Origin of the sequence: Agrobacterium sp. NPDC058088 (assembly GCF_042885035.1) — a bacterium.
In the GTDB taxonomy this organism is placed as follows: Bacteria; Pseudomonadota; Alphaproteobacteria; order Rhizobiales; family Rhizobiaceae; genus Agrobacterium.
On the sequence record NZ_JBHVSU010000006.1, the window covers coordinates 18,849 to 38,172 of the forward strand.

Here is a 19,324-nt window from a genome sequence, read left to right on the forward strand (position 1 = left end):
CGGGACTAATTAGGATGAGCTATTGCGAAAAGAGGGATAATGACTCGTTCCGTCCTGGTTGACATTGATGCCGTTCTTGCAATTGCGCGCCTTGGGTCGTTTCGGGCAGCGGCGCTGGAGCTTGGAATTTCGACGACAGCGCTCAGCAATGCCATCGCAAAGCTGGAGCAGCGTCTTGGCATCCGCTTGTTCAACCGCACAACGCGAAGCGTTTCCCTCACCGACGCCGGACGGGCGTTTGTCGAGCGTGTTGGTCCGGCCATGACCGATATCCACGATGCTATGACTGCGGCTCAATCGCTGCAGGAGATCCCGACGGGCACCTTGCGGATAAACGCATTCGCCTCGGCAGCACGAGAGGTCATAGCCCCGCTCATCATTTCGTTTTTGCAGCGTTACCCGCAGGTGCATATCGATCTGGTGACGGAAGGTCGGCTGGTCGACATCGTGGCGGGTGGCTTCGACCTCGGCTTGAGGCCGGCGGATCTGGTCCCGAGCGACATGATCGCGGTGCCACTTGGTTTGAAGCGCAGCAATGCGGTTGTCGCATCGCCGGCGTTTTTGCGGACGTACGGCAGACCGATGGTGCCGACCGACCTCTATCGATTTCGGTGCATCCGCGCCCGTCTTCCCAATCAAGCCCTGTTTCGGTGGAAGTTTGAGAAAGATGGAAACCAAGTCCAGATCGATGTGAAGGGTTCGATAACCCTCGACGAACCAAGTCTGGTCAGAATAGCTGCCCAAGAAGGCGTTGGCCTTGGGTACGTGATGGAGCCGGATGTTCGCGATGACATCGCGGCCAGCAGGCTCGTGCGCGTCCTTGAAGACTGGACACCCTCTCTTTCCCAATTGGCCTTGTATTACCCCGGCAGGAAGAACCCACCCGCTGCCTTCAGCGCCTTCATCAAAGCTGCCCGCGATTTTTCCAACGGCTGACCGCCCACATCAATGCGAACGTGGGTCGTTGGCACGTCCTTTGTATTTGCCAATTATTTGATGGACGTTGATTACAGCAACTTCCAGATCGCCCGACAACAGGTTTGGCGGAAGCTACCGCCTTAGACCGTCCATCACCAACCGAACAATCCTGTGCGCGCGGTCACGCCAATCCGGACCTTCCGGAATGGAATAAATGCCGAAGAGCGCGTTGAGAACATCCGCCCCCTCAATGTCTCCCTTGACCGCATCAGCCTTGACGGCGTTGCTTAGTAGCTCTTCGAACGCCGTGTGCAAGAGCTTCGAGCCCTCTGCAAAGAGGGCGGAATTGGATGTGAACAGAAGCTTCAGGCTGTTCGCCATACCCCTTTTCGCGGCCATGTAGCTCACGAACCGGTTCATCCATTCTTCAATGGCTTTCGCGGGCTCTTCTTCCCGCATCAGATCGCGCGCAGCCGTCGCCAGAATTTCCAGCTCTCGGCGATAGACGCTTTCGACCAAATGTTCGCGGGTGGGAAAATGCCGGTAAAGCGTGCCGATACCAACCCCTGCACGCCTGGCAATATCTTCCAGCGAAGCGGCCGCGCCCTCATCTGAAAACGCCAGCGCCGCTACTTCTATCAGCTTATCCCGGTTTCGCCGTGCGTCTGCACGCAAAGGGGGCGGTTGAACCGGAGGCGTCTGCTCCTTGGGCACGGAAAGGCCACTCCACGAAAAATCGCTTGACGAACGATCGCAAGCTACTAAGTTAAACGGAGGCGCCTCCGTTTATGGGTGCGCCATTCGCTTCTTTAAATCAGATTGGAGGCGGATGTCATGCCGAAATCAACGAGTGGCGCTGGTGATCATCTCACCACTCAGGAGTTCCTGAGGAACTTAACTGTCCGTCACTCATTCTGTTGTCACAATGCGGGAGGCACTTATGACAAGATCGGCCGATAGCATCTGCCACAACGAAAATGCCGCGAATTGGTTGCCTCGCATTGCCGAGAACACAGTCTTGACGACGCCACAAAAAGCTTTCTCCACCGACAAGGCTTATGACGTCCTGAAATTTGCAATCGAGAACATCAAGACAGGGCTTCGGGTGGCGCTATGCACCTTAGTGGAAATACGCGGCGGTTCGTCGCGTCCGCTTGGCGCGCATATGGCGGTTGCCGAGGACGCCAGGTACTGTGGATATGTTTCTGGCGGATGCACGGAAGCGGCTATCGCCGCTGAAGCCCTCCAGGCAATGAAGAGTGGCCATGATCGTTTCGTCATGCTGGGCGAAGGCTCGCCTTTCTTCGACATCGTCCTTCCCTGCGGAGGCGGAATTACCGTCGCTGTCCATCTTGTCAAAAACGTTGAGCTGCTCTGTTCCATCAACATGTTGGTAGATCAACGCCGACGCGCGTCGTTGTGCTATCGGCCGGGTGTCGAACAACTTTCGCTTGGATTGGAAGGCACGCGGACAGGATGGAACGGCGACGGCTTCGTTACACACTATCGTCCCAAAGTGCGTATGGTTCTTTCCGGACGCTCGCTCGAGGTCGAGACCACCGCCAGTATCGCGAGAGCCGCAGGATACGACGTTTTCCTCCTTGAGGATGAGGCTCGGACCGACGTCGATCCCACCATGATCGATCCCGACACGGCAGTTGCGCTCCTCCAGCACGACCTCGATCGGGAAATGCCGGTCCTTGAGGCCGCCCTGCGCGCATCACCCTTTTACATCGGCGCTCTCGGCAGTTCCCGCACCCATGAGAAACGCGTCGAGCGATTGCGTCGGAGTGGTCATTCGGACGAGGCAATCGCCAGGATCAAAGCGCCAATCGGCGTTTTCGGACGGGCAAGGGATGCACAGTCGCTGGCACTCTCAGTCCTCGCCGATATCGCCGCCAGCAGACAGTCCTATGTGACGCAAAGCTAGAGCAAAAGCAGATCGACGGATCAACATATCCGACAGTAGCCACAGGCAAACCATCACTATGAGCTCCATGGGTGCCGCAAGGAGACTTTCCGTGCGGACCTTCAGATGAGGGAGATGTCCAATGCAATTCAACATCAACGGAACGGCAGTGGAGGTGGAGGCGGACATCCGCACGTCACTGCTTGATCTCATGCGCAACTATCTTGGATTTACCGGCACGAAGAAGGGCTGCGACCAGGGCGCGTGCGGCGCGTGCACGGTGCTGGTGGATGGCGAGCGTATCAATTCCTGTCTCGCGCTCGCCGTTCAGTACCAAGGCCGTAACATCACGACTGTGGAGGGCCTTGCGGCCAACGGCAACCTTCACCCGTTGCAAAAAGCTTTTATCGAACATGAAGGCTTCCAGTGCGGCTATTGCACGCCCGGGCAGCTCTGTTCCGCCGTGGGCATGGCAGGCGAGATCGAGCGAAACATCCCGAGCGTCGTCACCGCCGATCTTTCGGGCGACAGTGTCAGGATCGATGACACCGAAATTCGCGAACGTATGAGCGGCAATCTTTGTCGCTGCGGCGCTTATAACGGCATCGTTGAGGCGATTTCTGAAACGCTGGTCCAGCAGACCGCGATGCAGACCGACGAGAGGGCACGGGCATGAATATCTTCTCTTACCACCAAGCCTCTGATGCTGCGTCGGCAATAACGCTCAAACAGGCCGGGCCGACAACGAAATATCTGGGTGGCGGCACCAATCTCGTCGATCTCATGCGGGAAACGGTCGAAAAACCGGAAACGCTGATCGATGTCACGCACCTGTCGAGCACCATCGAACAACGCGCCGATGGCAGCCTGCTGATCGGGGCGGGCGTGAAAAACACCGCGCTTGCGGCCCATGGTGCGGTCAGGACCCAATTTCCGGTTCTCTCCCGCGCGGTCCTGGCAGGTGCAAGCGCGCAAATTCGAAATGTCGCGACCGTGGGAGGCAACATTCTTCAGCGCACCCGGTGTCGGTATTTCTATGACAATGCCGCTCACTGCAACAAGCGCGAGCCCCACTCAGGATGTGACGCGCTGGAGGGTTTCAACCGCTATCACGCCATCCTCGGAGCATCTGCAAGCTGCGTTGCGACCCATCCATCCGATATGTGCGTCGCGCTGGTCGCACTGGATGCCATGGTTCACCTTCAGGGTCCGGCAGGCAAGCGCAGCCTGCCGCTGCGTGATCTCCACCGTCTGCCCGGCGACACGCCCGAAATCGAAACCGCCCTTCACCCGGACGAACTCATCACGGCCGTCGAAATTCCCGCGCTGCCTTTCGCAAAAAAATCCGCCTACAGGAAAGTCAGGGATAGAGCGAGTTACGCTTTCGCGCTCGTCTCCGTTGCGGCGGCACTGGATCTCGATGGCGATGGGAATGTGAACGACGTAAGGCTGGCGCTGGGCGGCGTGGCTCACAAGCCGTGGCGTGCCCTGAAGGCCGAAGCCCATCTTAAGGGCCAGAAGGCAGATGCGGAGCACTTCCGGGCTGCCGCCGAGGCCGAACTCGCCGAAGCCGTCGGCCTGCGAGACAATGCTTTCAAGATTGAACTGGCAAAACGCACCATTGTCGCGGTTCTTGAGGAATTAAAGGGAGAAAACGCATGAGCGCCGATACCCAGACACTGCGGGAGACAGGCAAACAAGGCCGCTGGCAGCCTGCCGTCACAACTGACCCGCTGCTGCGCAAACATGGTTCGCTCGGGCAATCCGTATCGCGCATCGAAGGCCCCATGAAAGTCCAGGGCAAGACGCGCTTTGCGGCAGAGTTTCCCTACGATAACATCAGCTACGCTGCACTCGCTTTCAGCGCCGTTGCCCGTGGACGCATCACCGAACTTGATGTCGGCGCTGCGGAGGCCGCACCCGGCGTCATTCTCGTCATGACCTATAAGAACGCGCCACGGATGAAGGCGCCATCGCTGATGATGTCTTCTCCGACAGCGGCCGGAGCAAGCAATCTTCCTGTCATGCAAAATGACGAAATCCACTGGAACGGCCAACCGATTGCGCTGGTTCTCGCCGAAACACAGGAACAGGCGGATTACGCCGCTTCCCTCATCAAGGCGACGTATGAATTGCTGCCGGCGGTCACGTCTTTCGATGAAGCGAAAAAAACGCCCCGCCAGCTTGAGAACCTGCTCGGCCAGCCGCCATACGTGGAAATCGGCGATGCGGAAACGGCGCTTGCCAATGCCGAGGTCAAGGTCGATCTCATCTACAGAACACCGCGTCACAACCACAATGCCATTGAGCTGCATGCGGCAACCGTTGCCTGGAATGATGACGAACTGCGTGTCCATGACGCCAGTCAGCTTCTCGACCTGACGACGGGCCAGCTTGCGGATATTTTTGGAATTGATGTCAGCAAGGTGCATGTTACCTCGCCCTATGTCGGTGGCGGCTTTGGCGGCAAATGTTTGTGGGATCACCAAATCCTTGCCTGCGCGGCAGCCAAACTCGCAAAGCGGCCCGTGCGCATCATGCTTTCACGCGAAGGTGTCTTCCGGATCGTCGGCGGCCGCACGGTCACCGAACAGCGCGTTGCCCTGGGGGCGAGAGCCGACGGGACGCTCGATGCGCTGATCCACACTGGAACGGCGGCGATGACGTCGCATAATTCCTGCCCGGAACAATTTACCTTTCCCGCGCGCCACCTCTATGCCGCCAGAACGTTCAGCATCGGCCAGAACGTTGCCGACATGGACATGCTGGTGAACACCTTCATGCGCGCGCCGGGTGAGTCCGTTGGCACCTTCGCGCTTGAATGTGCGCTCGATGAACTGGCCGAAAAATTGGGACTGGATCCGATCGAGCTGCGTCGGCGAATCGAGCCGGAAAAAGACCCGACAACTGGCAAGCCGTTCTCTTCCCGCGATCTCATTGAAGCCTACGAGGAAGGCGCAAAACAATTTGGTTGGGACAACCGGAGCCGGACACCGCGCCAAAGACGCGAAGGCGAATGGCTGATCGGCATGGGATGCGCCACCGCGACCTATCCATACCACCGGTTTCCCGGAGGTGCGGCCCGGATCAAGCTGACGGCGGACGGCCATGTCACCGTTTCAACTGCCGTCCACGATATGGGAATGGGAACCGCCACGGTTCAGGTGCAGCATCTCGCAGCACGGTTGGGCTTGCCGCTCGATCAGGTGACTTTCGAATATGGTGACAGCAGACTGCCAAAGGGTGTGATCGCCGGAGGTTCGACCCAAACCGCCTCCATTGGCGGCGCGATCATTGCCGCAACAGAAGTCTTCGTAGAGGAATTGATCAAGCTTGCCGGCAATGACTCACCGCTTGCCGGACTGTCGCTTCTCGAAGTCGAACCGAGAGACGGTGGGCTGTCGCACGTCAGCGACAATAGCCGGTTTGAGAGCTACCAATCGATCCTCCAAAGGGCGGGGCGAGAAGAGCTCGTTTGCGAGGCGGAAGCACCTGCACCAGCCGAAATGGAAGCCTTTTCCATGCATTCCTACGGCGCCCAGTTCTGCGAGGTACGCGTTAGTGCTCTCACAGGGGAGACGCGTGTTTCGCGCTTCTTAGGGTCCTTCGATGCTGGTCAGATATTGAACCACAAAATGGCGACCAGCCAGTTCAAGGGCGGGATCATCATGGGAATCGGTCTTGCTCTCACGGAAGAAACCAACTTCGATGAGCGGACAGGCCGTGTCGTCAACGCCTCGCTGGCCGATTACCACGTGCCGGTCCAGATGGATGTACCGTCAATCGAAATCCTTTATACCAACAAGCCCGACCCGCAGGCCCCGATGGGCGCACGGGGTATAGGAGAAATCGGGATAACGGGGGTTGGTGCGGCGGTTGCCAATGCGGTTTATAATGCGACAGGAGTTCGTGTTCGCGACCTGCCCATCACCCTGGACAAGCTGATGGTTGAGCTCGACTGACGCCATTGGCGGCGGCAATCTTCCTGGTGTTTCACCCGGGTAGAAACCATTCGCCGAAATGTCGAGGCCCTATATAGGGCCTCGACCTCAAAATGATGCCTGTGGCTTGGTGTTAACAAAATGCGACGGAGGATGAGCCGTCCGCAACGTGTCCCGATCCAATGAAGCAATGTGGTCTCCCACCCAGCGCGCACCAGATGCATTGAAGATATCCGGCTGCTTGCTCGGGCCCGCCACGGACCTTATCCTTTCAAAACGCCTCCGGCCGCGAGAACCTCCTCGGGCGTATCAACATCCAGACGGGCCGCATCGCCGATATCCAAATCGATGACCGGGGTCCCCGACGTCTCTACGAGGTGCCGCGCCCCGACATCGCCTTCAAGCCGCATGATGAAATCGCTGAGTGACTTCGGAAGGATGACCGGATTTCCACGTTTGCCCCGCGAAACCGCGCGAATGATCGCTTGCCCCGAATGCTGGCGGAAAGAGGAGATCAGGGCGTTGAGGTCGCCGACCGTCACCCCGGGCATATCCGCAAGCATGACGAGAGCGCCATCGGCACCACGCGCTGCTGCGGCTGAATATCCCGCGATCAGCGAGCTCGCCATGCCGGATGCATAGTCGGGATTGCAGATGGTGGTTACCTCCAGCCCCAGAAGTGCTGCCTCTATTTCATACCGACGGTGACCGGTCACAACGATGACGAAGTCCACATCGGCGGAGAGCGCTATTTTCGCGGCACGGCGCACTAGCGGCTCTCCATCGAATTCGGCCAGCAGCTTATGGCCTCCGCCCTCACCCATGCGGCTGGCTTTTCCGGCAGCCAGGATCACTGCCGCGACGGTTGCGGGCGGTTGGTCGTTCTTTGTGTTGTCTCGCAGCGGCGGCGTTACTTCCATTGGCAGTCCTCTTATAGCTACAACTATCGGATCGCGCCTGCGGCCTATCGGTCAAGATGCGATCCAGCATCCAGTTTGGCAAGCTGCAATTCACTTGAGTTGATGACTGAATGCCTGAAGAAGCGACTAATTTCCCTCAGTCGATCGACCAAATATCGCTGGCACTTGGATGCCGCGCCGGAAGATGCTATGTTCCCGTTTCGTTTCACCAGAGACTCTTAATCGCAATGGATCTCGCCTCCGTCTCAACCGTCAGAAAAATCATCCATGTGGACATGGATGCCTTCTACGCGTCGGTCGAGCAGCGCGACAACCCGGAGCTTCGTGGCAAACCCTTGGCTGTTGGCGGAGCGGCTGCCCGTGGCGTCGTCGCAGCAGCAAGCTACGAGGCGCGGGAATTCGGCGTGCGCTCGGCCATGCCGTCAGTCACGGCGGCGCGAAAATGCCCCGATCTGATCTTCGTGAAGCCCAGGTTTGAAGTCTATCGCGCCGTCTCGCAACAGATCCGTGAGATTTTTGCGGACTACACGCCGATCATCGAACCCTTGTCGCTCGACGAGGCCTATCTCGACGTTACCGAAAATCTGAAGCATATGCCTGTCGCCACGGAGATTGCTCTGGAAATCAGGGCCAGGATCAAGGAGGTGACAGGACTGAACGCTTCGGCCGGGATTTCATACAACAAGTTCCTCGCAAAAATGGCGTCCGATCTGAACAAACCGAACGGCCAGGCGGTGATCACGCCGAAGAACGGTCCAGCCTTTGTCGAACAGCTCGCCGTCAAGAAATTCCATGGCGTCGGCCCGGCGACAGCGGAAAAGATGCAGCGGCTGGGGATCGAGACAGGTGCGGATCTGAAGGCAAAGTCCTTGCCTTTTTTGGTCGAGCATTTCGGAAAGTCCGGTCCGTACTTTTATGGCATTGCCCGGGGCATCGATGAGCGGCAGGTCAGGCCGGATCGAGTGCGAAAGTCTGTCGGCGCGGAAGATACGTTTACCGCGGACATTGACGACCTCGAGCTCGCGACGAAAGAGCTCCGGCCGCTTGCGGAAAAGGTCTGGGGCTACTGCGAGGCCAAGGGATTCAGCGGCAAGACGGTGACAGTGAAGATCAAATATTCCGATTTCACCCAGGCGACGCGGAGCAAGACAATTGCCCTCCCCTATTCGGGCGTCGAAAACATCCTCGACGCGGCCAATGCCCTTCTCGCCGGTGTCTATCCGTTCAAGCGACCGGTTCGGCTCCTCGGTGTAACGCTGTCGTCGCTCACCAATGAAAGGGAAGCCGAAGACGAGGAACCGTCGCAACTCGGCTTGGGTTTTTGACCAGAAAATCTGCCTTCGTCACTATGTGATTAAAGTGAAGTGCCCGACCGCCAATTCGAAGCCACGCGGTCCGCCGATCCTGGCAGCTCAATTGCAAAGAACGATGGTGACGGCGTTGCAGATCAACTATGAAACAACCTTGCATTTTATTAGTAAAGCGGATTGCATGCTCTTCAATAGAGCAACGCGAGAGGGAGCGGACCGGCATGGAAACGCCGCCTAGAAGCTTGGTTGAAAATCTTCTGGATGGAGCTGGGTTCTATTCGTGGTCGTTGTCAACGAACACGCTGACTGCCGATGCGGCTTTTGCCGCGATTTACGAGATTAGCGAAGATGACCTCGCCAAAGGCATTCCAGTCGAAGCCATTCTTGAACGGATTGTAGAAGAAGATCGCCCTCGCCTTGCTGCGCGGATACACGACGTCATCCTTGGTGGCAGGCCATTCGTTTCGCCTTACCGCATCCGATGTACTGACGGACATATAAGATCTCTCCTAAGCATGGGTTCTTGCTCGAAGGATCAAGACGGCGTGCCGTCCATTTATTCGGGTATCGTGCTAATCGAAAGAGAAATGGAGATGAAGCTCAACGCATCCGGATTGGAAAAGCATATCGATGCCGCGCTTCATCTCGCCAAAATCAGCGGCTTAGAGCTAACTCAACGCTACCTTTCCTCAGCATTACGCTCTCTCTCATCTACCGGTTCATGAGGTCGTCTCGAAAACGGGAGCGCGTCGGTAGTCGATTGATGTCGTCACAAAAATGCTTGTTGCGCGAGCTAGAGGCACTGTCGCATTTGCCGTGCATGCGCGACGGACATCGCAGTGGATCGCGTCGATGAGGGGCTCAAGGCTAGTGATCGATTGTTAAGGACGGAATTGTGCTCTCAATCGGTCCTCGCTGCGCATCGCGGCGATGGCTCATGGGGAAAACTTGCTAAGGGACCTCCTGAGATGCGAACCGGCCGATCGCCGCAATCACGGCTTGGAAACTCCGGCGCGCACGGTCGCTCATGCTCCTCGCGCGCAAGAAACCGTGAGGCAATTGAGCCTCGTTGCGCAACGTTACAGGCACACCCGCCGCCGCCAGCCGCTCGGCATAAGCCCACCCGTCGTCACGCAAAGGGTCCACATCCGCTGTAACGATAAAAGCAGGCGTGAGGTCTGAAAGATCCGGAGCCTTCAAAGGTCGGGCGATGGGATCGGTTGCGGGCTGGCCACCGAAGACTAAGTCCTGGTAGGCCAGCACGTCGCTTGCGCGCAACAGCGGGGCTTCAGCGTTTTCGCGATAGGACGCAGCATCTCCGCCACCACCCAGGCCAGGGTAGATGAGGACCTGGCCCAGCGGCTGCCTGCCGCCTTTCTGCGAAAGGCAAAGTGCTGCAGCAAGCAAGCCGCCGGCGCTATCACCGACGACAACAACTGGCTGATCCACGGCGCGCCAAACCGCTTCAACGTCGTTTATCTGTGCCGGCCACCTGTGCTCCGGCGCAAGGCGGTAATTGACTGAAATGATCTGCAAGCCGGTCGCATCAGCGATCTCCGCACAGACGTCATCATGGCTGTCCAGCCCGCCCACGACAAAGCCGCCGCCATGCAGATAAAGGACGCAAACGGGTGATGCCAAACCGTATAAACGACAAGCCACGCCGCTGATCGACCGATCGACGACGATGACGTTCTCTGGCCGAGGTGCCCGAAAGTTAGCGCACATCGCATCGTAGTAGGCACGGTTTTCCGCGGCGCTCGCCGTGTTGGCCTGCGCTGGATAGCTGGCTTCGGTTTTGTGGATGAAGGCGAGAACCTGAGGATCACTGATCATATGGTGTATCCCCGTTATGACGCCTTAGCCAATCCGGATCCATCTGCGGCACAGAGGCGAGCAACTGACGCGTATAATCATGGCGCGGCGGATCCATGACGTCGGCCTTGCTGCCCTTGTCCTGCACCGTTCCACCCTTCATCACCACAACGTCGTCCGCAATGGCGCGCACCGTGTCGATGTCGTGCGTGATGAACATGTAGGAAACGCCCGTTTCGTCCTGGAGGCGACTGAGAAGACGCAGGATGCCCTCGGCCACCAGTTGATCAAGTGCGCTCGTCACTTCGTCACAGATGATAATCTCAGGATTTGCCGCCAGCGCCCTGGCGATGCCGATCCGCTGCTTCTGGCCACCAGACAACTCGCCGGGTCGCCGATGAAGAAACTGGCTGGGCGCGAGCTCGATCTGCTCCATCAGTTCCACAAGGCGGCTTTCCAGCGCCGCTCCCTTCAAGCCCAGATAAAATTGTAGCGGACGGGAGAGAATCTGGCGGATGGATTGGCGTGGATTGAGGGCTGTGTCAGCCATTTGATAGATCATCTGGATCTTGCGCAATTGCTCGCGCGATCTGCGGTTAAGGCTCGGCGGCAGTACTTCACCATTCAGCGCTATGCTGCCGATGCGTGGCGGCAGGAGGCCCGTAACAACGCGGGCGGCGGTTGATTTTCCCGAACCCGATTCTCCGACAACAGCGGCGGTGGCACCGCGCGGAATTTCAAACGCGACGTCACGCAAGACATCGAAGTGACCATAAGATGCGGTGACATTGTTGATGCTGATGACAGGCGCGTCCTTTCTCTCCAGACAGCGCTCAGGGCGGCGGAACTCCCGCACGGCCCAGAGCGAGCGGGTGTATTCATCGCGTGGTGCCTGCATGATCTGGCGTGTAGGCGCCTCCTCCACCTCCCGGCCATGACGCATCACCTTGATGCGATCAGCCATCTGAGCCACGACGGCGAGATCGTGGGTGATATAGATCGCTGCAGTTCCCGATGTTTCGACGGCTGAGCGGATGGCGGTCAGTACCCCGATCTGCGTTGTCACGTCGAGCGCTGTCGTCGGTTCGTCAAAGACGATGAGATCGGGTTTGCAGGCCATGGCCATTGCGACCATGGCACGTTGCAACTGTCCACCCGACACCTGATGCGGAAATCTAAACCCGAAATTTGCCGGATCAGGCAAATGCATGCTGGCGTAAAGCTGACGCGCAAAGATTTCGCAATCCGGTCTACTCGCGGTGCCGTGTATGGCCGGGCCTTCGCAGAATTGATCGAGCAATCGCCAGGCAGGGTTAAAACTGGCGGCAGCAGATTGGGCGACGTAGGCAACGCGCCGTCCTCGATAGGCCGATCTCTCCCGTTCGCTCAGGCGCAGCAGATCAACATTCTCAACGAGAACGCGCCCACCTGCAAAACGCAGGCCGGCATGGGCAAAACCCAATGCTGCAAGGCCAAGCGTCGATTTGCCGGCACCAGACTCGCCGATCAGGCCAACGACCTCGCCGCGCCTCACTTCGAGATTTATGCCGTGCAGGATCGGGGACCAACCATCCTCGTTCTTAGCTTCAACTTTGAGGTTTTCGATCTTCAGCAACATGGCTTTAGTCTTTCAATCCCGAGGCGCGATGTAACATCCAGTCCACGACAAAATTGATCGAAACCGTCAGCACGGCGATACAGGCGGCCGGTAGAAGCGGTGTGATATCTCCGAAGGTGATGAGGGCGGCGTTGTCGCGAACCATCGCGCCCCAATCAGCCATCGGTGGTGGTAGCCCAAGCCCCAGGAAGGCAAGCGCCGAAATGGTCAGAAAGACGAAACAGAACCGCAGCCCGAATTCGGCAATGAGGGGCGCGGTGACGTTGGGAAGCACTTCCTTGAGAATGATCCAGGCGATGCCGTCGCCTCTGAGTTTCGCCGCCTCCACATAGTCCATGACCATGACATTTGCCGCGGTCGCGCGCGCCAGACGAAAGACGCGTGTTGAATCGAGAACCGCAACGATCAGGATCAGATTGACCACGCCCGACCCAAGCGCTGATAGCGCCAGCAATGTCAGGATCAGGGGCGGCACCGCCATCATCACGTCAACAATGCGGGAAAGAACGAGATCAAACCACTTGCCGAGAGCAGCAGCAAGAAGACCAGCTACCGCACCGAGCGCAAAAGCAAGCACGGTGGTCGCGACGGCAATTCCGACAGTATTGCGTGCGCCCCAAATGAGCCGCGAGAGCATGTCGCGACCAAGCGCATCCGTGCCGAGGGGAAAAGCCGTACTCCAGGGTTCGAATTGCGCGCCGACGATTTCGGCCTGGTCGTAGGGCGCGATCATTGGGGCAAGCGCCACGACAACAACATAGATGACGATGATTATAAGACCGATCAGCGCGGTTAAAGGCATGGTCCTGATTGTCCGGGTAAGGCTCGTCATCAGCTCACCTTGGATGCAGCAGGCGCGGATTGGTGGCAATTGCCAGCACGTCGGCCAAAAGGTTCAAGAGAATATAAACTGAGGCAAAGATGAGAGCGCAGGCCTGCACCACGGGCATGTCACGATTGGTAACGCTGTCGACCATCAACTGGCCGAGACCAGGATAGACAAAAACAACCTCGACGATGACGACACCGGTAATAAGCCACGCAACATTGATCGCGATGACGTTGGAAATCGGCGCAAGCGCATTCGGCAGGGCATGCCTGGTGATGATGCGCCAGCGGGAGGCGCCCTTGAGGCGCGCCATTGTGACATAGGGCTCGGCCAGCACATTCAGCACCGCAGCACGCGTCATGCGCATCATATGCGCTGTCACGACAAGGACGAGCGTTATTGCCGGAAGGAACGCGCGGCGTAGCATGTCGAAGAAGTCGGGTGCCGCACCGGGATCGGCGACCGATGGAAACCATCCCATGTGTACGGAAAGCCAAAACATCAGGATGTAAGCGACGAAGAATTCGGGAAAAGAGATGGCGGACAGGGTCATGATGTTGATGACCCTGTCGAACCACGTCCCTCTCCACATCGCCGCCAGCAGCCCCAACAGCACCGCCAGTGGTATCGCGATGGCGGCTGCGTATGCAGCAAGAAACAGCGTATTGCCCAACCGCGCCGACAGAAGCTCAGCAACAGGTCGACCGTTGGCAAGCGAATGCCCGAAGTCGCCGGTGAGGATGCCGCCGATCCACGTGAGATAGCGCCATGTCAGAGGTTGATCGAGACCGAGCTCGCGGCGAAAAGCTGCAACGGTTTCGGGCGTCGCCGATTGGCCGAGGACCTGCTGGGCAATGTCGCCCGGCAGCAGGCCAACGGCAAGGAAAATCAGGAGGGAAATCAAAATCAGAGTGAACAAGCCGAGACCCAGCCGCACGGCCAGCATATGCTGAATGGGGCGCTTTCGTCCGCTCGTCATGCCGACGTCTCCTTCAACCGTACCGCACGGATACCGGCCCCGGCGTGATCTGGAAGTGATCCATTTTCCTGCGCGTTGACATGATCAAGTGCGCGCATCAATGCTGTCGGCATTGCCACCGTACGGTTTGCCTTGGTATCGACATGCAGCAGCATATGCTCGCCGGTCGCGACTGTCTCGCCATCTTCTTTCAGGATCGCATGATGGAGGCGAAGGCGCTTCTCGTCATAACCAAACAGCCTGGTTTCCACCGTGAGCCGCGCACCTGCCTTTACTTCCGCCAGATGACGGATGTGGGTTTCGACCGTGTAAGCGGAATGACCGCCGGCGCGATATTCGGCGTCGAGCCCGATATGGATGAGAAAGGCGTCAGTCGCATCGCCCAATACCTGCAAGTAGCGAAATTCGGTCATGTGACCGTTGTAATCCACCCAGCCACCGTTCACATGGGCTTCATGGAGACGCAGCGGATAATCTGACTGCATCTTACCGTGACGTGCATAAAAGCGATTTTCCATCGCTTTGACGGTTTGTCCGGCTCCCCAATCATTTGCCTTGAGCGCATGGAAAATACCGATCAGGTTGCTATCGCGAATGCGCTCAAGCTCGCGAATGGTGTACGCTCCTGACTGTGCGTCCGATTGGCCGGCAATCAGGTCAATCAGGTCGTCGTTGAAGTCCGGCACGTCCATCAACTTGGTCCATGGCCATTTCAGCGCCGGGCCGAACTGAGCAAGGAAGTGACGCATACCAGCTTCACCGCCAGCGATGCGATAGGTCTCGAACAGACCCATCTGCGCCCAGCGCAGTCCAAAGCCGTATCGGATGATATCGTCTATTTCCTGAGTGGTGGCGATACCATCCTTGACCAGCCAAAGTGCTTCCCGCCAGATCGCTTCGAGCAGGCGATCACCGATATGTGCATCGATTTCCCGGCCGATCTGCACCGGTTTCATGCCCACCGACACCAGAATGTCCGACGCCTTTTGCGCAGCAATGCCGCTGCCCACCACTTCAACGACCGGCAAAAGATAGACCGGATTGAATGGATGCGCCACGATGACACGCTCGGGATGAACTGCACCTTCGCGCAGCTCTGACGGCTTGAACCCGGAGGTGGAAGAGGCAATGATCGCCTGTGGCGGAGCCGCTGCTTCAATTTCGGCAATGATACGATGCTTGAGATCCAGCCGCTCCGGAACGCTTTCCTGGATGTAGTCCGCACCTGCTACCGCCTCGGCGATCGAGCCTGCCCAGACTATTGCCCCTGGCTTAGGCAGAGGTGATTGATAAAGCCTCCCCCATGCCTCGGACGCATTTGTCATTACTTCTGTGACAATACGGTTTGCTTCGGGATGCGGGTCGAAGACAGCAACGTCATGACCGGCCAGTATGAAGCGGGCGATCCAGCCGCCGCCGATGACACCGCCTCCAATTGCTGCGATTTTCATGCCTGCCACCACCGTTCTACGATTTTCCAGCCGTCGAAAAAGCGGTTGTTGGCAACGGGGCCATGCGCAACCTTGTCATTGGAGACATCGACGTAATTCACGAAGACAGGAATGATCGTCCCGCCATCCTCACTGACCAGGCCCTGCATCTCGTGATACATTTCTGCACGCAGCTTTTCGTCCAGAGTGGTACGCGCCTTTACAAGAAGCGTGTTGAACCGCTCGTTATCCCAGTGGCTTTCGTTCCAATCGACACCTTTGGCATAAACGAGGCTGAACATGTCGTCCTCGGTCGGGCGGCCATTCCAGTAGCTCACACAGAACGGCTTCTTCAGCCAGACATTCGACCAATATCCATCGTCCGGCTCCCGTTTGATGCCGAGATCGATCCCAGTCGCCTTGGCGGACTGCTGGAACAGCTGAACCATGGCCAGCGCCCCGACGGAGGCTGCGTCCGATGCGGATATTTCCACCTTGAGCGCATCCATGCCCGCCTTTTTGAGATAGTGCTTTGCCTTATCAGGATCATAGTTGTGTTGCGGCAGGTCGGCGGCAAAGTAGCGGTTAGCGGGCGCGATGGGGCTGTCGTTGGCGATGCGACCGTGCCCGTGCAGAACCTTGTCAAGCACCGCCTTGCGGTCGATGGCGTGTTTGAGGGCTAGGCGAATATTGGGGTCCTTGAACGGCGCTGCATCACAGAACATTGGCATTGCGTAATGGGCGGTGCCCGTGACTTCCGTTGCCTTGATCCCTGGTCGGCGCAAAAGAAGCGGAAGTGTTGCAAGGTCAGGCGAGTTGATGACATCGACCTCGCCGGTGATCAACGCATTCTGACGCGCCGTGGCGTCGTTGATGGTTGACAGAACGGCGGTATCGAACCAGGCCCGATCCGATTTCCAGTAGTCATCGCGACGCTTCAAGGTAATGCGAACGCCCGGCTCAAAATCGGCCAGTACGTATCCACCTGTGCCGAGTTTGGATTGCCAGTTCAGCGTTCCGTCCTCGTTGGCCGGCATGATGACGAAGTGGTAGTCGGAGGTAAGATAGGCAAAATCGGCATTGCCTGATTTGAGTTCGAAGATCACGACGTGATCACCATCGGCGCGAATGTCGGTCAACTGCGAGAGAGATCCCTTCGCGCCGGACTTGGAATCCTGCCCGCGATGGTGATTGAATGAAGCGATCACGTCCTTGGCAGTCAGCTTGCGCCCGTCGGAAAAGGTTGCGGTCTGCCGCAGCTTGAAGGTCCAGATGCGCGCGTCTGTGTCGGTCTCGAAGCTTTCCGCAAGCTCCGGCACCGCTTTGCCCTCGGCGTCGATTTCCACGAGGTTGTTGCACACCGCCAGCATGGCGGTGACGACCGGGCCGGCAGCAAACGTCGCAGGGTCTGTGGTATCGGAGGTCGCGCCGCCAAGATGGCCGATACGCAACGTGCCGCCACGCTTCGGTTCTGCTGCTCTTGCGCCATATGGCATGATCAGCCCGGCAGCCGCAAGGCCAGCTGCGCCAGCCAAGAGGCCGCGTCGGGTTACATCGAATAGTGCTTTGCTCATTTCAACAGTTCCTCTCTTTATTATAGTTTGATGAGATGCTGATTAGCGCCGAAGCAGTTTGAGCTTGTCGCGAACCTCCTGTGGGGTAAGAATCCGGCAGCCCATTCCTGTTAAAATGGTGGCCGCGCGTTCGACCAGATCGCCGTTGCGCGCGAGCACACCCTTGTCCAGCCAGATATTATCTTCCAGCCCGACACGGACATGACCGCCCGCGAGCGCCGCCTGTGCAACATATGGCAGCTGCATGCGGCCAATCGAGAACATCGAATAGGTCCATCCTTGCGGGATGTTGTTGACCATCGCCATGAGGCTGTTGATATCGGCTGGCGCGCCGTAGGGGATGCCCATGCAAAGTTGGATCATGACGGGATCGTCGATGAGCCCCTCATCGACGAGTGTCCTGGCAAGCCAGAGATGCCCAGTATCAAAGACCTCGATTTCCGGACGCACGCCAGCTGCCTGAATGCGCCGGGCCATGGCACGCAACGTGCCGGGGGTGTTTGTCATCACATAGTCTGCTTCCGCGAAATTCATCGTTCCGCAGTCGAGCGTGCAGATTTCCGGCAGCAATTCTTCCACATGGATCAGACGCTCGGTTGCGCCAACCAGATCGGATTGTGGCGCGAGCGGCAAAGGCGCTTCCGCCGATCCGAGAACGATATCTCCACCCATTCCCGCCGTCAGGTTGAGCACGACATCCGTATCCGAAGCGCGGACACGCTCGACAACTTCCCGGTAAAGAGCCGGATCGCGAGAGGGCGCCCCGGTATTTGGATCGCGAACATGGACGTGGGCGATGGCGGCGCCCGCCTTGGCGGCCTCAATGCAGGCATCGGCAATTTGTGCTGGCGTGATCGGTACGAGACTTGACTTCGTATGGCTCTGACCGGAACCGGTGACAGCGCATGTGATGAAGACGTCGCGGTTCATGAAAAACTCCGGAAACGAGGTAAATTCCAAGGGAGTGTGACAGCAAATTTCTAGTCGCAATGTGCATGATTTGCGCTAAATTATGCAAATGTCGCCAAAATCGCCGTTTCACCTGACGTTCGTGCTTTTCGAAGGCTTTTCCAACATGGTGCTCGCCAGCGCCATTGAGCCTCTGCGGGCAGCCCGCGATCTATCGGGTCGTCAGCTGTTTTCATGGCAATTATGCTCTTTGAACGGTGGTCCCATCGCCAGCTCGTCACGTGCGGTGATTGGCGCTGACCTACCCCTGTCCCGCGTTGGAGCGACCGATGCACTGGTCCTTGTTGCGGGCTACGGTGTGCGAAATCACCTTGATCACGATTCAGCGGCTGCTGTGCGCAGAAAAGCCCGCGGATTGCCGGTGGTGGGCGGGCTTGACACCGGTGCGTGGCTACTTGCGCGCGTGGGTCTTCTGGGAGGACGCAAGGCGACGATCCACTGGATGGAGACGAAGGAATTTTCGGAGAATTTTCCCGAGGTCCGTGTCACGGACGGACCCTATGTCGTAGACGGAAACATCGTCACTTGCGGAGATGCACAGAGTGTTCTGAGCTGGTCACTCGACCTCATCGGCAAACACGCGGGCGAGGCGCTGCGGTTTGATGTCGCCAACATGTTTGGCGGTGTCCAACAACCTGGTGAAAGGGGGCTGGCGCGAGGGTTCGCCGGCAGGATGAGCGATCACGGCCTCCCCACAGCCTTACAGCGTGCCATCATCGTTATGCGTGAAACTGCCGAACAGCCGCTCAAATTGCCAATCATTGCCGACCGTGTTGCGGTTTCAGAGCGCAGCATGGATCGCCTGTTTCACCAATATCTTGGCATGTCCGCGGGCCAGTACTACAGCCAGATCAGACTATCTCATGCCCGCGCACTCGCGGTGGAAACCAATCTGTCGCTTTATGAAATTGCTTTTCGCACAGGGTTTTCCTCGCCCTCCACGCTTGCGCGTGCCTATCGGATGAAGTTCGGAGAAACGCTCCGTCAGAAGAAGGTAAAGGCTACCTCAACTTGATCCGTTTGCGCCGTTCAGATGAGACCTGCCAGAACAGGCATATGGCTGAAGACGGGCCGGCGTCGAAACGGGAGATTTAGCTTCAACGGGATGGCAG

General features: G+C 58.0%; 17 protein-coding genes. 8 read left to right on the forward strand and 9 right to left on the reverse strand.

Going from position 1 to position 19,324, the window contains the following annotated elements; translation table 11 throughout:
• Positions 1–39 precede the first annotated feature (39 nt).
• Positions 40–936, forward strand: coding sequence for a LysR family transcriptional regulator (locus ACFVTJ_RS16885; protein ID WP_386909290.1), 897 nt, complete (start codon positions 40–42; stop codon positions 934–936).
• Between the two features lie 114 nt (positions 937–1,050).
• Here ACFVTJ_RS16885 and ACFVTJ_RS16890 read toward each other — a convergent pair whose 3' ends face one another.
• Complete coding sequence (locus tag ACFVTJ_RS16890; protein ID WP_386909292.1) at positions 1,051–1,632, reverse strand: TetR/AcrR family transcriptional regulator; 582 nt, start codon at positions 1,630–1,632, stop codon at positions 1,051–1,053.
• Between the two features lie 226 nt (positions 1,633–1,858).
• On the opposite strand from ACFVTJ_RS16890, the gene ACFVTJ_RS16895 reads away from it, so the two are divergent.
• The 4 genes from ACFVTJ_RS16895 to ACFVTJ_RS16910 all read left to right on the forward strand — a co-directional run bounded on the left by ACFVTJ_RS16895 (position 1,859) and on the right by ACFVTJ_RS16910 (position 6,789).
• The gene (locus ACFVTJ_RS16895) at positions 1,859–2,848 is read left to right on the forward strand and encodes an XdhC family protein (protein ID WP_386909294.1); all 990 of its coding nucleotides are present in this window, start codon (positions 1,859–1,861) and stop codon (positions 2,846–2,848) included.
• Between the two features lie 121 nt (positions 2,849–2,969).
• Positions 2,970–3,503: a 2Fe-2S iron-sulfur cluster-binding protein gene (locus ACFVTJ_RS16900; RefSeq protein ID WP_386909296.1), complete on the forward strand. Its 534-nt coding sequence runs from the start codon at positions 2,970–2,972 to the stop codon at positions 3,501–3,503.
• Entirely contained in the window at positions 3,500–4,489 is a 990-nt protein-coding gene (locus tag ACFVTJ_RS16905) for an FAD binding domain-containing protein (protein ID WP_386909298.1), read from the forward strand. The genes ACFVTJ_RS16900 and ACFVTJ_RS16905 overlap by 4 nt, the downstream gene beginning before the upstream one ends.
• Complete coding sequence (locus ACFVTJ_RS16910; RefSeq protein WP_386909299.1) at positions 4,486–6,789, forward strand: xanthine dehydrogenase family protein molybdopterin-binding subunit; 2,304 nt, start codon at positions 4,486–4,488, stop codon at positions 6,787–6,789. Before ACFVTJ_RS16905 ends, ACFVTJ_RS16910 begins: the two co-directional genes overlap by 4 nt.
• A gap of 242 nt (positions 6,790–7,031) precedes the next feature.
• Here the strand turns inward: ACFVTJ_RS16910 and ACFVTJ_RS16915 are convergent, their stop codons facing one another.
• The gene (locus ACFVTJ_RS16915) at positions 7,032–7,688 is read right to left on the reverse strand and encodes an NTP transferase domain-containing protein (protein ID WP_386909301.1); all 657 of its coding nucleotides are present in this window, start codon (positions 7,686–7,688) and stop codon (positions 7,032–7,034) included.
• 227 nt (positions 7,689–7,915) lie between these two features.
• On the opposite strand from ACFVTJ_RS16915, the gene dinB reads away from it, so the two are divergent.
• A complete protein-coding gene (gene dinB, locus ACFVTJ_RS16920) occupies positions 7,916–9,013 on the forward strand; it encodes a DNA polymerase IV (RefSeq protein ID WP_386909303.1) in 1,098 nt (365 codons plus the stop codon).
• A 206-nt stretch (positions 9,014–9,219) separates the two neighbouring features.
• Positions 9,220–9,723 (forward strand): PAS domain-containing protein, encoded by a 504-nt coding sequence (locus ACFVTJ_RS16925; RefSeq protein WP_386909305.1) that lies wholly within the window; start codon positions 9,220–9,222, stop codon positions 9,721–9,723.
• A gap of 226 nt (positions 9,724–9,949) precedes the next feature.
• On the opposite strand, the gene ACFVTJ_RS16930 is transcribed toward ACFVTJ_RS16925, so the two are convergent.
• From ACFVTJ_RS16930 to ACFVTJ_RS16960, 7 genes are read right to left on the reverse strand one after another with little or no spacing between them, the layout of a single operon-like run.
• Positions 9,950–10,834 (reverse strand): alpha/beta hydrolase, encoded by an 885-nt coding sequence (locus tag ACFVTJ_RS16930; protein WP_386909307.1) that lies wholly within the window; start codon positions 10,832–10,834, stop codon positions 9,950–9,952.
• Positions 10,824–12,431, reverse strand: coding sequence for an ABC transporter ATP-binding protein (locus tag ACFVTJ_RS16935; protein ID WP_386909309.1), 1,608 nt, complete (start codon positions 12,429–12,431; stop codon positions 10,824–10,826). Before ACFVTJ_RS16935 ends, ACFVTJ_RS16930 begins: the two co-directional genes overlap by 11 nt.
• A gap of 4 nt (positions 12,432–12,435) precedes the next feature.
• Positions 12,436–13,263: an ABC transporter permease gene (locus ACFVTJ_RS16940; RefSeq protein ID WP_386909311.1), complete on the reverse strand. Its 828-nt coding sequence runs from the start codon at positions 13,261–13,263 to the stop codon at positions 12,436–12,438.
• A gap of 4 nt (positions 13,264–13,267) precedes the next feature.
• Positions 13,268–14,239: an ABC transporter permease gene (locus ACFVTJ_RS16945; RefSeq protein WP_386909313.1), complete on the reverse strand. Its 972-nt coding sequence runs from the start codon at positions 14,237–14,239 to the stop codon at positions 13,268–13,270.
• Complete coding sequence (locus ACFVTJ_RS16950; RefSeq protein ID WP_386909315.1) at positions 14,236–15,690, reverse strand: carnitine 3-dehydrogenase; 1,455 nt, start codon at positions 15,688–15,690, stop codon at positions 14,236–14,238. Before ACFVTJ_RS16950 ends, ACFVTJ_RS16945 begins: the two co-directional genes overlap by 4 nt.
• Entirely contained in the window at positions 15,687–17,243 is a 1,557-nt protein-coding gene (locus ACFVTJ_RS16955; RefSeq protein WP_386909317.1) for an ABC transporter substrate-binding protein, read from the reverse strand. The genes ACFVTJ_RS16950 and ACFVTJ_RS16955 overlap by 4 nt, the downstream gene beginning before the upstream one ends.
• 42 nt (positions 17,244–17,285) lie before the next feature.
• A complete protein-coding gene (locus ACFVTJ_RS16960) occupies positions 17,286–18,173 on the reverse strand; it encodes a 3-keto-5-aminohexanoate cleavage protein (RefSeq protein WP_386909319.1) in 888 nt (295 codons plus the stop codon).
• An 88-nt stretch (positions 18,174–18,261) separates the two neighbouring features.
• Here ACFVTJ_RS16960 and ACFVTJ_RS16965 point away from each other — a divergent pair, with 88 nt between their 5' ends.
• On the forward strand, positions 18,262–19,227 hold the full coding sequence (locus ACFVTJ_RS16965; protein WP_386909321.1) for a GlxA family transcriptional regulator: 966 nt from the start codon (positions 18,262–18,264) through the stop codon (positions 19,225–19,227).
• The last annotated feature ends 97 nt before the right edge of the window (positions 19,228–19,324 follow it).

Bases quoted from the DNA above. Each gene is read 5' to 3' on its own strand.
- ACFVTJ_RS16895 (WP_386909294.1), top strand. From the start codon at position 1,859: ATGACAAGATCGGCCGATAGCATCTGCCACAACGAAAATGCCGCGAAT.
- ACFVTJ_RS16965 (WP_386909321.1), top strand. From the start codon at position 18,262: ATGTCGCCAAAATCGCCGTTTCACCTGACGTTCGTGCTTTTCGAAGGC.
- ACFVTJ_RS16960 (WP_386909319.1), bottom strand. From the start codon at position 18,173: ATGAACCGCGACGTCTTCATCACATGCGCTGTCACCGGTTCCGGTCAG.
- ACFVTJ_RS16910 (WP_386909299.1), top strand. From the start codon at position 4,486: ATGAGCGCCGATACCCAGACACTGCGGGAGACAGGCAAACAAGGCCGC.
- ACFVTJ_RS16900 (WP_386909296.1), top strand. From the start codon at position 2,970: ATGCAATTCAACATCAACGGAACGGCAGTGGAGGTGGAGGCGGACATC.
- ACFVTJ_RS16885 (WP_386909290.1), top strand. From the start codon at position 40: ATGACTCGTTCCGTCCTGGTTGACATTGATGCCGTTCTTGCAATTGCG.
- ACFVTJ_RS16935 (WP_386909309.1), bottom strand. From the start codon at position 12,431: ATGTTGCTGAAGATCGAAAACCTCAAAGTTGAAGCTAAGAACGAGGAT.
- ACFVTJ_RS16950 (WP_386909315.1), bottom strand. From the start codon at position 15,690: ATGAAAATCGCAGCAATTGGAGGCGGTGTCATCGGCGGCGGCTGGATC.
- ACFVTJ_RS16945 (WP_386909313.1), bottom strand. From the start codon at position 14,239: ATGACGAGCGGACGAAAGCGCCCCATTCAGCATATGCTGGCCGTGCGG.
- ACFVTJ_RS16925 (WP_386909305.1), top strand. From the start codon at position 9,220: ATGGAAACGCCGCCTAGAAGCTTGGTTGAAAATCTTCTGGATGGAGCT.
- ACFVTJ_RS16905 (WP_386909298.1), top strand. From the start codon at position 3,500: ATGAATATCTTCTCTTACCACCAAGCCTCTGATGCTGCGTCGGCAATA.
- dinB (WP_386909303.1), top strand. From the start codon at position 7,916: ATGGATCTCGCCTCCGTCTCAACCGTCAGAAAAATCATCCATGTGGAC.
- ACFVTJ_RS16955 (WP_386909317.1), bottom strand. From the start codon at position 17,243: ATGAGCAAAGCACTATTCGATGTAACCCGACGCGGCCTCTTGGCTGGC.
- ACFVTJ_RS16940 (WP_386909311.1), bottom strand. From the start codon at position 13,263: ATGACGAGCCTTACCCGGACAATCAGGACCATGCCTTTAACCGCGCTG.
- ACFVTJ_RS16930 (WP_386909307.1), bottom strand. From the start codon at position 10,834: ATGATCAGTGATCCTCAGGTTCTCGCCTTCATCCACAAAACCGAAGCC.
- ACFVTJ_RS16915 (WP_386909301.1), bottom strand. From the start codon at position 7,688: ATGGAAGTAACGCCGCCGCTGCGAGACAACACAAAGAACGACCAACCG.